This is a genomic window from Bizionia sp. M204, from assembly GCF_023205095.1.
Lineage (GTDB): Bacteria > Bacteroidota > Bacteroidia > Flavobacteriales > Flavobacteriaceae > Algorimicrobium > Algorimicrobium hallyeonense.
Window position 1 is genome coordinate 1,567,154 of record NZ_CP046242.1, and the last position, 12,663, is coordinate 1,579,816.

The 12,663-nt window shown below is 33.9% G+C and carries 12 protein-coding genes; 9 read left to right on the top strand and 3 right to left on the bottom strand.

Translation table 11 applies throughout. The features are described from left to right. The first annotated feature begins 8 nt into the window (after positions 1–8). Positions 9–1,592 carry an ABC transporter substrate-binding protein gene (locus GMA17_RS07020; protein WP_248400441.1) on the top strand — a complete coding sequence of 528 codons (1,584 nt, stop codon included), beginning with the start codon at positions 9–11 and terminating at the stop codon, positions 1,590–1,592. A gap of 30 nt (positions 1,593–1,622) precedes the next feature. Here GMA17_RS07020 and GMA17_RS07025 read toward each other — a convergent pair whose 3' ends face one another. Beyond that, complete coding sequence (locus GMA17_RS07025) at positions 1,623–2,798, bottom strand: GlmU family protein (protein ID WP_248400442.1); 1,176 nt, start codon at positions 2,796–2,798, stop codon at positions 1,623–1,625. Positions 2,799–2,875: 77 nt separating this feature from the next. Continuing rightward, positions 2,876–3,127, bottom strand: coding sequence for a type B 50S ribosomal protein L31 (locus GMA17_RS07030; protein WP_248400456.1), 252 nt, complete (start codon positions 3,125–3,127; stop codon positions 2,876–2,878). Positions 3,128–3,412: 285 nt separating this feature from the next. Between GMA17_RS07030 and GMA17_RS07035 the strand changes: the two genes are divergently transcribed. The 7 genes from GMA17_RS07035 to GMA17_RS07065 all read left to right on the top strand — a co-directional run bounded on the left by GMA17_RS07035 (position 3,413) and on the right by GMA17_RS07065 (position 10,207). Beyond that, positions 3,413–3,943: a DUF4199 domain-containing protein gene (locus GMA17_RS07035; RefSeq protein WP_248400458.1), complete on the top strand. Its 531-nt coding sequence runs from the start codon at positions 3,413–3,415 to the stop codon at positions 3,941–3,943. 43 nt (positions 3,944–3,986) lie between these two features. Further along, complete coding sequence (locus GMA17_RS07040) at positions 3,987–4,928, top strand: glycosyltransferase family 2 protein (protein WP_248400460.1); 942 nt, start codon at positions 3,987–3,989, stop codon at positions 4,926–4,928. A 60-nt stretch (positions 4,929–4,988) separates the two neighbouring features. Beyond that, positions 4,989–6,719, top strand: a complete 1,731-nt coding sequence (locus tag GMA17_RS07045; RefSeq protein WP_248400462.1) for a phospho-sugar mutase — start codon at positions 4,989–4,991, stop codon at positions 6,717–6,719. Continuing rightward, complete coding sequence (locus GMA17_RS07050) at positions 6,720–8,549, top strand: ABC transporter ATP-binding protein (RefSeq protein WP_248400464.1); 1,830 nt, start codon at positions 6,720–6,722, stop codon at positions 8,547–8,549. A gap of 123 nt (positions 8,550–8,672) precedes the next feature. Next, positions 8,673–9,215: an RNA polymerase sigma factor gene (locus tag GMA17_RS07055; protein WP_248400466.1), complete on the top strand. Its 543-nt coding sequence runs from the start codon at positions 8,673–8,675 to the stop codon at positions 9,213–9,215. A gap of 31 nt (positions 9,216–9,246) precedes the next feature. After that, positions 9,247–9,741, top strand: a complete 495-nt coding sequence (locus GMA17_RS07060) for a hypothetical protein (RefSeq protein WP_248400468.1) — start codon at positions 9,247–9,249, stop codon at positions 9,739–9,741. Between the two features lie 16 nt (positions 9,742–9,757). Beyond that, positions 9,758–10,207, top strand: coding sequence for a sensor of ECF-type sigma factor (locus GMA17_RS07065; protein WP_248400469.1), 450 nt, complete (start codon positions 9,758–9,760; stop codon positions 10,205–10,207). A gap of 32 nt (positions 10,208–10,239) precedes the next feature. Here the strand turns inward: GMA17_RS07065 and GMA17_RS07070 are convergent, their stop codons facing one another. After that, entirely contained in the window at positions 10,240–11,292 is a 1,053-nt protein-coding gene (locus GMA17_RS07070) for an oxidoreductase (protein ID WP_248400471.1), read from the bottom strand. Between the two features lie 158 nt (positions 11,293–11,450). On the opposite strand from GMA17_RS07070, the gene GMA17_RS07075 reads away from it, so the two are divergent. After that, positions 11,451–12,662: an RsmB/NOP family class I SAM-dependent RNA methyltransferase gene (locus GMA17_RS07075; RefSeq protein ID WP_248400473.1), complete on the top strand. Its 1,212-nt coding sequence runs from the start codon at positions 11,451–11,453 to the stop codon at positions 12,660–12,662. Position 12,663: the final 1 nt, after the last annotated feature.

The following is a 12,663-nucleotide window of genomic DNA, read 5'->3' on the forward strand; positions in this document are numbered from 1 at the left end:
TGATAATCATGAAATATTACACTGTTATTTTTTTGCTCTTTTTAGGATGTTCGTCTGATAAACAGGAGCTAACAAATATATTTAGGTATAATGAGCATAAAAACATCAGTTCTTTAGATCCTGCCTTTTCTAAAGATTTGGCAGATATTTGGGCAACTAATCAGCTTTTTAATGGTTTGGTGGAAATGGATGACAGCTTAAACGTTAAACCAAGTATTGCTAAAAACTGGGTAGTTTCAGATAGTGCTAAAACCTATACATTTACCTTACGTCATGACGTGTATTTTCATAATCATGGATTATTTGGTGAGGATTCTACCAGAACGGTAAAGGCTTCCGATTTTGAATACAGCTTTAACCGAATAAAAGACAAACAAATTGCATCGCCTGGTAGCTGGGTGTTAAATAAAGTAGAGGACTTTTATGCGGTTAATGATTCTATTTTCGAAATAAAACTGACACAGCCCTTTCCTGCTTTTTTAGGTTTACTAACCATGAAGTATTGTTCCGTAGTTCCGAAGGAAATTGTAGAACATTATGGCACTGATTTTAGAGCACATCCAATTGGTACTGGTCCCTTTAAATTTAAACGATGGGAAGAAAACTTAAAGCTCGTTTTCAGAAAGCATACTAATTATTTCGAATCTGATAAACAAGGTAAAAAGCTTCCGTATTTAGAAGCTATTGCCATAACATTTCTTCCGGATAAGCAAAGTGAATTTTTACAATTTGCACAAGGAAACATAGACTATGTATCTGGTTTGGATGCATCATATAAGGATGAAATTCTAACAGCCAATGGAACACTTCGTGACAATTATGCCAATGATGTAAACATGATACGTGGTCCTTATTTAAATACGGAATATTTGGCGTTTTATATGGATTCTGACGTTGCGGAAATACAATCAGAATATATTAGAAAAGCAGTAAATTATGGTTTTGACAGAGAGAAAATGATGATTTACCTGCGGAATGGCGTTGGTATTCCAGCTCATGGCGGATTCATTCCAAAAGGCTTACCTGGTTATAGTCAAAAATCCGGATTTAATTATCAGCCTGAAAAAGCAAAAGAATTGGTTGAACAATTTAAAACAGAAACTGGAAATAGAAACCCTGAAATCACGATTACAACCACCAGTAATTATTTAAGTTTTTGCGAGTATATCCAGAGAGAACTCCAAAAAACTGGTCTATTAGTTTCTATTAATGTAATTCCTGCTTCTAGTTTAAAAGACTCTAAAGCAAATGGTAAATTAGATATGTTTCGCGCTAGCTGGGTAGCAGATTATCCAGATGCTGAAAATTATTTATCACTCTACTACAGCAAAAATTTTGCACCTAATGGTCCTAATTACACACATTATAAAAATGACCAGTTTGATGCTTGGTATGAACAGGCTTTTACAGAAACTAACACTTTAGAAAGAGAACGGCTTTACACCAAAATGGATAGTTTAGTTATGGCCTCTGCACCTGTTGTACCTATGTTTTATGATGAAGTTGTCCGATTTACAAGGAAAAACATTTCGGGTTTGGGTATCAACCCCATTAACTTATTGGAGTTAAAACATGTGAAAAAGACTGATTGAATTTAATGAAAGAGGTGAAATTTTTAGATGCTATTCTCTTCTAAATCGTTTGGTTTCTTCAAATACATGCTCCAAAATAGCGGCATCTTTTTCCGTAAATTCTATGTCGCGTCGTGACATAACAACTTCGGCAACTTCAAAAGCTTTTTTGGTTAAATAAGTTGTAAACCCACTGCTTCCTCCCCAAGAAAAACTTGGCACGAAATTTCGTGGAAATCCACTCCCAAAAATATTAGCACTAACACCTACAACCGTTCCCGTATTAAACATGGTGTTAATACCACATTTACTGTGGTCACCCATCATGAGTCCACAGAATTGTAAACCTGTTTTTGCAAATCCTTCTTTTTGGTAATCCCACAGGCGCACTTCCGCATAATTGTTTTTTAAATTCGAGTTATTAGTATCGGCACCTAAATTGCACCATTCGCCAATAACAGAATTTCCTAAAAATCCATCATGACCTTTATTAGAATAGGCGAAAATTACAGAATTAGTAACCTCTCCTCCTACCTTACTATGAGGTCCAACCGTTGTTGGGCCGTAAATTTTAGAAGCCATTTTCACGGTTGCATGATCACATAAAGCAAAAGGTCCGCGAATAACGCTTCCCTCCATAACTTCGGCATCCTTACCTATATATATTGGCCCATTTGTAGCATTCAAGGTTACAAAATCCAGTTTGGCACCTTCTTCAATAAAAATAGATTCCGGATGAATGGTATTTACCGTTGCTGGAATGGGTTGCGATTTTCTATTCGTTGTTAGTAGTTCAAAATCATCTTGAATCGCTTCGCCGTTTTTAGAAAAAATATCCCATGTATTTTCAACTTTTAAAAGCGAATCAGTATACTCAATGGCCTCATAAGAATCAAAATTAACCTCCTCTTGAGATTCTTTCGTGTAAAAAGCAATTACATCCTCATCCTTAAAAATAGCTTGGTTTTCACTTAAATCTGTAATCATGGCTACCAATTCATCATTAGGTAAATAGGATGCATTAATCATGACATTCTGCTCCATTTCAACCATTGGGTATTTGTCCGATAAATACTCTTCAGTGACTGTCGTGGTTGTAGAGCCTAAATAAAGTTCCCATTTCTCACGAATAGTTAATATACCAATACGAATATCGGCAACCGGACGCGTGTATGTAAATGGCAATAAATTATTGCGCGAAGGACCATCAAAAAGAATGTAGTTCATGTTATATGCTTTTTGGTAAAAATAAAAAAAGCCTTTCAATAGTTGAAAGGCTTTTAGAAATATATTTTGGACTAAATTTATTTTTTAAATTTAGCGTATTTAGTTTTAAACTTGTCAATACGACCAGCCGTATCAATTAATTTAGATTTACCTGTGTAAAAAGGGTGTGATGTTCTAGAAATCTCCATTTTAATTAATGGATATTCAACACCTTCCACTTCTAAAGTTTCGTTCGTGTTTGCTGTAGATTTTGTTAAAAAAACGTCGTCGTTAGACATGTCTTTAAACGCTACTACTCTATAATTTTCTGGATGTATTTCTTTTTTCATCGCTAAATGCTTTAATATCTTAACTTTTTTCGAAGTGCAAATTTAGGCAATTTTAATAACTATGCAATACTTTTTTAATTTATTTATATGAAATATGTCATATTACTAAATTATTCAGTCTTACCTCTATTTTCTTATTGCTTTTTTACACTTTTCTCTTCAATATGCAAAAGTAAACAACTTCCCATAATTACACAATAGAGCTTATTTAAAATACAGTTTATTGTAACGTTTTGCTATATTTGTTTACTAACTTTTTATAATCAACTAAAAGAAATTAACAAAATGGAAACATCTACTAAATCAATTGCAATTAATTTCGGTCTGTACCTTGGCGGAATTTTATCATTATTAACTGTTATGGCTTATGCCATAAGTCTAGATTTATTTACGAAATGGTGGTTTGGAATTGCCATGATGATTTTGGTTATTGTTTTAGGTGTTATGTCTTCAACAAAATCAAGAGGTGCACTAAATGGCTTTATTAGCTTTAAAGGTGCTTTTACATCTTTTTTTATCACAGTCCTTATAGGTTTAGTGATTAGCACCGTTGTTAGTTATGTAATTTTCAATATTGTGGATCCAGAAGCGTCAGGAATATTACAAGAAAAAATACTTGCGTCACAGGTTGAAATGATGCGTGGCTTTGGTGCTCCAGAAGAATCTATTGCCCAAATAGTTGAAGAAATGGAAAAGCAAGAAGACATGTACTCCTTGGGTAATATTTTACAAGCTTTAGCATTTCAATTAGTCGGATTTAGCGTCGTTGGCCTTATTGTAGCTTTGGTTGTTAAAAAAGAAGATATACAAGCTTAAATAATTTCGTTACTTTTGGTGTTTCACATATGAAATCACGTACATGAATATATCAGTAGTCATACCACTACTTAACGAACAAGAGTCTTTAATAGAACTACATGATTGGATTGCAAAAGTTATGCAATCCAATCATTTTTCTTATGAAATCCTTTTTATTGATGATGGTAGCACAGATGATTCTTGGAAAATCATTCAACAGCTTTCCGAAAAAAATAACGCAGTAAAAGGCATTCAGTTTTTAAGGAATTTTGGAAAATCCCAAGCTTTACACGCTGGTTTTGAAAAAGCACAAGGCGATGTTGTAATTACCATGGATGCCGATCTTCAGGACAATCCAGAAGAAATTCCTGATTTATACAATATGATTCTATCGGAAGGTTTTGACATGGTTTCCGGTTGGAAGAAAAAACGCTACGACGCCGTACTTTCTAAAAATATGCCGTCTAAATTGTTCAATTGGGCAGCTCGAAAAACGTCGGGTGTTAAACTCAATGATTTTAATTGCGGACTAAAAGCATACCGACGAAATGTGGTAAAAAACATTGATGTAAATGGTGAAATGCATCGTTATATTCCGGTATTAGCAAAAAATGCAGGCTTTACTAAAATTGGTGAAAAAGTGGTGCAGCATCAAGCTAGAAAGTATGGCGAAACAAAATTTGGAATGGATCGTTTTATTCACGGTTTTCTAGATTTAATTACCATTTGGTTTATTTCCAGATTTGGAAGAAGACCCATGCATTTATTTGGTGCACTTGGCGTCATGATGTTTGCTATTGGATTTGCATTTTCCTTTTATTTAGGAATTGATAAACTATTTTTAAATCCTGATGGTCGTCTTATTACAGACAGACCACAGTTTTTTATTGCTTTGGTAACCATGATAATTGGTACGCAATTTTTTGTTGCTGGCTTTCTAGGCGAAATTATATTGCGAACCAAAGAAAACAGAAAGCGGTATTTAATAAAAGATGCTATTTAACAGTTATCTAGCACACATTTTTATGAATTTCGTACTATTGTACGCTACTTTATTTTAACTATGACACATATTAAACCTGAATTATTAGCGCGTATAAACACATGGTTAACGCCTACTTTTGATACAGAGACTCAAGAATATATAAAAAACTTAATCGCCACCAATCCCGCGGAATTGCAGGAAGCTTTCCATAAAGATTTAGAGTTTGGAACTGGTGGTATGCGCGGTATTATGGGAATCGGGACCAACCGAATTAACAAATATACACTAGGAAAAAACACACAAGGCTTAAGCAACTATTTAAAACAAAGCTTTCCTGGCGAAATTATAAAAGTTGCCATTGCTTTCGATTGCCGACATAACAGCCAATCTTTAGCCAAATTGGTTGCTGATGTATTTTCAGCCAATAATATTGAAGTCTTTTTATTCCAAGATTTACGTCCAACACCAGAATTATCCTTCACCCTAAAATATTTAAAATGCCACTGTGGCATAGTTTTAACGGCATCTCATAATCCGCCAGAATACAACGGTTTTAAAGTGTATTGGCAAGATGGTGGCCAATTAGTACCACCGCAAGATGCTGAAATTATTGCCGAAATTAATCGATTAGAATATGCTGAAATTAATTTTGAAGCGCAAGAACCGTTAATTAATTATATTGGTGAAGCTCTAGATAATGTATTCATTAATGCTTCCGTTAAAAATGGAAGTTTTAATACACATCAAAAAGCAAAAGATAATCTGAATATTGTTTTCACTTCCTTACATGGCACATCTATTACTATTATTCCGGAAACCTTAAAACGAGCGGGTTATAATCAAGTTCATATTGTTGAAGAGCAAGCCAAACCAGACGGTGATTTTCCTACGGTAAAATCGCCAAATCCTGAAGAACCAGCAGCCTTAAAAATGGCTTTGGAATTAGCTGAAAAAGTACAAGCTGATATTGTTATCGGTACCGATCCCGATAGTGATCGGGTTGGTGTAGCTGTTAGAGATTTAGATAATGAAATGATTATCCTTAATGGAAATCAAGCCATGATAATCATGACGGAATTTTTGTTAAAGCAATGGAAAAAAGCGGACAAAATTAAAGGTAAGGAGTTTATTGGCTCTACCATTGTATCCACACCTATGATGCAACAGTTAGCAGATGCATATCAGGTGGAATGTAAAATTGGCTTAACCGGATTTAAATGGATAGCTAAAATGATAAAAGACTTTCCAGAACTTAATTTTATTGGTGGTGGTGAAGAAAGTTTCGGGTTTATGGTTGGCGATTTTGTTCGCGATAAAGATGCTGTTACCGCAACTCTTTTGGCTTGCGAAATTGCAGCCCAAGCAAAAGCACAAGGCAGCTCCATTTATGAAGCATTAATCAACTTATATATAGAACATGGCTTTTATAAAGAACGTTTAGTTTCTATCACTAAAAAAGGTATTGAAGGTGCTCAAGAAATCAAACAGATGATGTATGATGCACGGGAAAACCCTTTAGAAAAGGTGAATGGATCTAAAGTTATGAAAATTGAAGATTATCAATTATCACAATCCAGGCAATTAAGCAATGGCTATATTGAACAAATTCATGTGCCAAAATCCAATGTGCTTATTTATTATTTGGAAGATGGTAGTCAAATAGCTTTAAGACCAAGTGGCACTGAACCCAAAATTAAGTTTTACATTAGCGTTAATACCACTCTGGACAATGTGTCAGCGTTTCAAGCAACGGAACAGAAATTGGAAAACAAAATTGATGCAATTTTGAAGGAGATGAATCTAAACTAGATGAAAAAAATAATAATACAATTACTACCTTATATAAAGAAATTTAAGTCGCATGTTTTCTTAAATATCTTTTTTAATTTACTCTATGCCTTATTTAGTGCTTTAGCTTTTATTGCATTAATTCCTATGCTTAATGTGTTATTTGATAAAACCACTATTGTTACGGAAGCACCAGTTTGGAATGGAATTTTCGATCTTAAAAATTATAGTCAAGATTTACTTAACTATAAAGTTAGTGGTTATTTGGTGGATGGCAATGCACAAATGGCATTAGTAATTGTTATCGCTATTGTTATATCCACGTTTTTATTGAAAAATCTCTTTGGCTATTTTGCTATGCAACATGTTATGTATTTAAGAAACGGGGTTTTAACGGCTTTGAGAAAAGACATGTATCAAAAAATAATTCAATTACCCTTGAGCTTTTATTCAAAAAGGCAGAAAGGTGATGTAATGGCGCGAATTTTAGGTGATATTAACGAAATGCAAAATTCATTTTTTATCGTTTTAGAGCTTATTGTCCGAGAGCCATTAACCATCATATTTTCATTAGCATTGATGTTTACAATAAGTTGGGAGTTATCCGTTTTTGTGCTTTGCTTTATTCCAATCGCCGGTTTTTTAATCTCAAGAATAGGTAAAAGCTTAAAAAGTAATTCGCTAAAAGCACAGCAAGAATCTGGTAAATTAATTTCTATTGTTGAAGAATCATTAACCGGATTAAAGATTGTAAAAGGTTATACAGCTGAACCGATTTTTACTAAAAATTTTACAAATTCAGCGGATAGTATTTTGAGATTGTCCAATAAAATTGGCTTAAAAAATAATTTAGCTGGACCGGTTAGCGAAGTATTAGGAATAGCTACTATTGCGGTACTATTGTGGTACGGCGGAAAATTAGTACTAATTGATAACATTATTGAAGGCACAACGTTCATAGCTTTTATGGGTTTAGCCTATGCTATATTAACGCCTGCAAAAGCAATTAGTAAGGCCAGTTATAAAGTTAAAAATGGAATGGCAGCTGCCGATCGTGTTTTCGAAATTCTACATGAAGAAGACAACATGGAAGATAATCCTGATGCCATAGATTTCAAGGATTTTAAAGATAAAGTTTCTATCAATAAAATTTCGTTTAAATACGATAATGACCTGGTTCTTAAAAACTTTAGCCTGCATGTGGAAAAAGGCAAAACCGTTGCACTTGTTGGACAATCTGGTAGTGGTAAAAGTACTATTGCGAATTTGGTTACCCGATTTTATGATGTAAATGAAGGCAATATTACTATAGATGGTATCGATATAAAAAACATGAATAAAAAGTCCTTAAGAGACCAAATGGGATTAGTAACCCAAGATTCCATTTTATTTAACGATTCTATAAAAAACAACCTATTAATTGGTAAACCAGGTGCTACAGATACGGAAGTTATTGATGCTTTAAAAATAGCCAATGCTTGGGAGTTTGTTCAAGAGCTACCCAATGGAATTAATACCAATGTTGGCGATGCTGGAAATAATTTTTCTGGCGGACAAAAGCAGCGTTTAAGTATAGCTAGAGCTGTTCTTAAAAACCCACCGATAATGATTCTGGATGAAGCCACTTCAGCTTTAGATACCGAAAGCGAACGATTGGTGCAAGTGGCGCTTGAGAACATGATGAAAAACCGAACATCTATTGTTATTGCACACCGTTTATCCACTATTCAGAATGCCGATTTAATTGTTGTTATGCAACATGGTCAGATTGTGGAACAAGGAACACATACCGAATTAATAGACAAAAATGGCATGTACCGCAGGTTGGTAGAAATGCAAAGTTTTGAGTAGACTCTAGTCTTCTTACGCTATATTTTCTGTTCCAATCCTTCGGTTCGCTGAAGACGATCGTTTTTTTTACAAAGTCTCATTAAACTTTTTTACCTTCTGCTAGTCTAAAGTAAAAATCGATTTGTGAATTCCGAAACCCAATTAGTAGCCGATTTAAAGTCTGAAAGCAAACGTCATGTCGCTTTCAACGATTTGGTAACGCAATACAAAGAGCGACTATATTGGCATATTCGTCATTTTGTTAAATCGCACGACGATACAGATGATGTTTTGCAGAATACCTTCATAAAAATTTATCGAAATATTGATAACTTTAAAGGTGACAGCAAATTATTTTCTTGGATGTACCGGATTGCAACTAATGAAGCCTTAACATTTATAAATAAGCGCGCTAAAGAGATGCAAATTACCAATGAGGAAGTTCAGGATTTAGCAATAGCAAATTTACAAGCTGATGTGTATTTTGAAGGAGATGATATTCAACTAAAATTACAGCGAGCTATTGCTAGGTTACCCGAAAAGCAACAACTCGTTTTTAATATGAAGTACTTTCAAGATTTAAAATACAAAGACATGTCTGAAATTTTAGAAACTAGTGAAGGCGCTTTAAAAGCATCATATCACATTGCGGTTAAAAAAGTAGAGGACTACTTACTGAACGATTAAACCTTTTTAAGAAATTTGAGTCTAAACAGTAATGAAAAACAGTAAATTACATACTATAAAAAAAACAGGTTTTAAAACACCGGATAACTACTTCAAGAATTTTGAGGAAACACTTTTAAGTGAAATAGCTCTTAAGGAACAAAGTAAGGCATCGGGTTTTAAGGTACCAGAAAATTATTTTGAAACGTTCCAAGTTCCAAAACTTGATATAGTTTCAGAAGAAAAAACGGAAACAAAGGTTATTCCGCTCTTCTCTAAAAAAACCTGGCTCTACGCTGCTAGTATTGCTGCTATTGCCATTTTAGTGATAAGTTTGCCAGATTTTAATAAACCGGTTAGTTTTTCATCATTAGATAACGAAAGTATTGAAGATTATATCCTTTCAAATGATTATGAATCATCAACCTTAAACAACCTTATTATTGATCCTTCAGCTTTTGAAGATGCTATTTACACAGACGCTTTAAGCGATGTGTCATTAGAAAGTTATTTGTATAACAATTCAGAATTAGAAGACCTTGAATAAGACTAAAACATACAAAATGAAACAGACAATTTTAATATTAGCAACTGTATTGTTTAGCACAGTTGGCTTTTCACAAAATCGTGATGCCCATCATGAAAAAATTAAAACCTTAAAAGTAGCTTATATCACAGAAAAATTAAATTTGACCCAAACCGAAGCACAGAAATTCTGGCCTATATATAATAAGTTTGAGGAAGATCACAATAAACTTCGCCACGACTTATCTGATAAGCGAAAAGATATAGATATGGAAAATTTAACGGAAAGCAACGCCAAAAGTTTAATTAAGGAAATGGAATTGCTTTACGAGAAAAGATATCAGTCTTATCAGAAATACATGAAAGACTTACAAACCGTTTTACCGGCTAAAAAAGTCGTTTTACTAAAAAAAGTAGAAGATGATTTTAAACGTAAAATGTTTGAAGAATATAAAAACCGACACGGAAAGTCCAAAAACACGCCTTAATAAAAAAAGCAGCCAACTGGCTGCTTTTTTTATTAGTTTCGTTTAAAAAGAAGTTTACTAACCCTGCCTTGTCCAGATGCATAAGCAACACTGTCATTTAAAAAACGAATGGAATAAAATCCTTCGTCTGACAGGTGTGTCCATGTTGTACCATTATCATTGGAATAATCCATGCCTTTAAATCCAACAGCTAGCAATTCTTTACCGTCACTATTTGGAATATACTGGACACAACTGCGATAACCAGGTTCTTTGTTTTCAGCAACTAATTCCCATGTTTTTCCGCCATCTATTGTTCTAATTTTATTAGCTGAATTATTGTCAGGCTTGGTGTAATCACCACCAATAGCAAAACCAATCATGTCATCATAAAAATCAATAGAATACATACCTGTAGTCTCTAATCCTTGAATAATAGGTGTCTGAAAAACTTCCCATGTTTCACCTTTATCTCCAGAATATAATACCGTACTTACCTTCCCACCTGTTGCAACCCAGGCCTTTGCTCCTTTTACCACAATGTTGGTATTACTCGCAGCAAATGCCGCAGAACCATTACTTGCATCTGGCAACTTATCACACGGAATTTTTTGCCATGTATTACCACCATCTCTGGTAATAATAATACTTAAACAAGTATCTGTAGCATCACCGATGGCAATACCTTCTTGTTTATTCCAAAATGCCATAGCATCATAAAACACCTTCTCATGAACCTCTTTATATACTAATTCCATAATTCCTGAATTAGATGTTTTAAACATTAATGCGGGACTTCCTACATTCAACATAAAAAAATCTTCAGAATTATTCCCTATTGCTCGAAACTCTAAATTTAATGAGTCATGAGTCTGTTCTGAAATTAACCATTTATTCGACTCCATATCACATAACCCATAGGTATTATTATTTGCGCCAAAGGCCAAGCTTTTAGAATCTAGTATCTGTAAAGCACGAATACTCAAGGTAGAATCTTCTAATATTGTTTCAATTTCAACGCTTGAAATAGGCAACGCATATTTTTTTGAATCATTCTTACAAGCCACAATTGTTAGTACTATTAAAACTAGAAACAAATTTTTCATGATGAGTTATTTTGTATAAAAATAGAAAAGCTAAACGAATATTTAGATAAACTTCTAAAGAAATAAACTTTGTGTACCTTTGCATGCTTTTAAATAACTAAAAAGTATTTTGGAAATGTTTTAGAAAACAGTTTCGGAATGCAATACATATATACAGAATGCGATTACACAGAAACTTATGTTTTGCCGTTATAGATGGTTTAACACTAATATTTAATGAAGGGAAATATGCTGATAAAGTCATACAGCAATTATTAAAACGCGATAAACGTTGGGGAAGTCGCGATCGTGGTTTTGTAGCAGAAACAACCTACGACATTGTAAGGTGGAAACGCTTATATTCTGAAATCGCAGAGGTAAAAGAACCGTATAGCCGTGAAGATTTATGGCGTGTTTTTGCCGTATGGGCAACTTTAAGAGGTATTAAATTACCCGATTGGAAATATTTTGAAAACACACCTTCACGTAAAATTAAAGGCCGTTTTGATGAATTGTCTAAAATTAGAAAATTTAAAGAATCTATTCCAGATTGGATGGATGAGTTAGGCGTTAAAGAATTAGGCGAAGCGGCTTGGACTAAAGAAATTGCTGCTTTAAATGAGCAAGCAGATGTTGTTTTGCGTGTTAATACACTCAAAACAACCAAGGAAAAACTACAAGCTGAATTATTCGATTTAGAGATTGACACAGAATTTATCAAAGACTACCCAAACGCTTTAAGATTAAAAGAACGTGCCAATGTGTTTACATCCGATGCCTTTAAAAACGGACATTTTGAGGTGCAAGATGCATCATCTCAACTAGTTGCGGAATTTTTAAATGTGGAGCCTGGAATGCGCGTGGTAGACACCTGCGCTGGCGCCGGAGGAAAAACATTGCATATAGCATCCTTAATGGAAAATAAAGGGCAAATTATTGCATTAGATATTTATGCCAATAAACTAAATGAACTAAAACGTCGTGCCAAACGAAATGGCGCTCACAATATTGAACCAAGACATATTGATTCCACGAAAGTCATTAAAAAACTATATGATAAAGCCGATCGTGTTTTAATTGATGCACCCTGTTCTGGTTTAGGCGTTTTACGAAGAAACCCCGATGCGAAATGGAAATTAGAACCTGAATTTTTAGATAAAATAAAAATTACTCAACAAGAAATTCTTCAACAGTACTCCCGAATTGTAAAGCCTGGAGGACAAATGGTTTATGCCACCTGCTCCATTTTACCTTCTGAAAATCAGAATCAAGTTAAAACATTTTTAGCTTCCGAAGCTGGAAAAGATTTTACATTTGTAAAAGAGAATAAAGTATTAGCTTCGAAAACTGGTTTCGATGGATTTTATATGGCCTTACTTCAAAAAAAATAAA

What these genes read in the sequence shown, in the direction of transcription:
- GMA17_RS07020 (WP_248400441.1), top strand. Translation starts at nt 9, where the DNA reads ATGAAATATTACACTGTTATTTTTTTGCTCTTTTTAGGATGTTCGTCT.
- GMA17_RS07025 (WP_248400442.1), bottom strand. Translation starts at nt 2,798, where the DNA reads ATGAACTACATTCTTTTTGATGGTCCTTCGCGCAATAATTTATTGCCA.
- GMA17_RS07030 (WP_248400456.1), bottom strand. Translation starts at nt 3,127, where the DNA reads ATGAAAAAAGAAATACATCCAGAAAATTATAGAGTAGTAGCGTTTAAA.
- GMA17_RS07035 (WP_248400458.1), top strand. Translation starts at nt 3,413, where the DNA reads ATGGAAACATCTACTAAATCAATTGCAATTAATTTCGGTCTGTACCTT.
- GMA17_RS07040 (WP_248400460.1), top strand. Translation starts at nt 3,987, where the DNA reads ATGAATATATCAGTAGTCATACCACTACTTAACGAACAAGAGTCTTTA.
- GMA17_RS07045 (WP_248400462.1), top strand. Translation starts at nt 4,989, where the DNA reads ATGACACATATTAAACCTGAATTATTAGCGCGTATAAACACATGGTTA.
- GMA17_RS07050 (WP_248400464.1), top strand. Translation starts at nt 6,720, where the DNA reads ATGAAAAAAATAATAATACAATTACTACCTTATATAAAGAAATTTAAG.
- GMA17_RS07060 (WP_248400468.1), top strand. Translation starts at nt 9,247, where the DNA reads ATGAAAAACAGTAAATTACATACTATAAAAAAAACAGGTTTTAAAACA.
- GMA17_RS07065 (WP_248400469.1), top strand. Translation starts at nt 9,758, where the DNA reads ATGAAACAGACAATTTTAATATTAGCAACTGTATTGTTTAGCACAGTT.
- GMA17_RS07070 (WP_248400471.1), bottom strand. Translation starts at nt 11,292, where the DNA reads ATGAAAAATTTGTTTCTAGTTTTAATAGTACTAACAATTGTGGCTTGT.
- GMA17_RS07075 (WP_248400473.1), top strand. Translation starts at nt 11,451, where the DNA reads ATGCGATTACACAGAAACTTATGTTTTGCCGTTATAGATGGTTTAACA.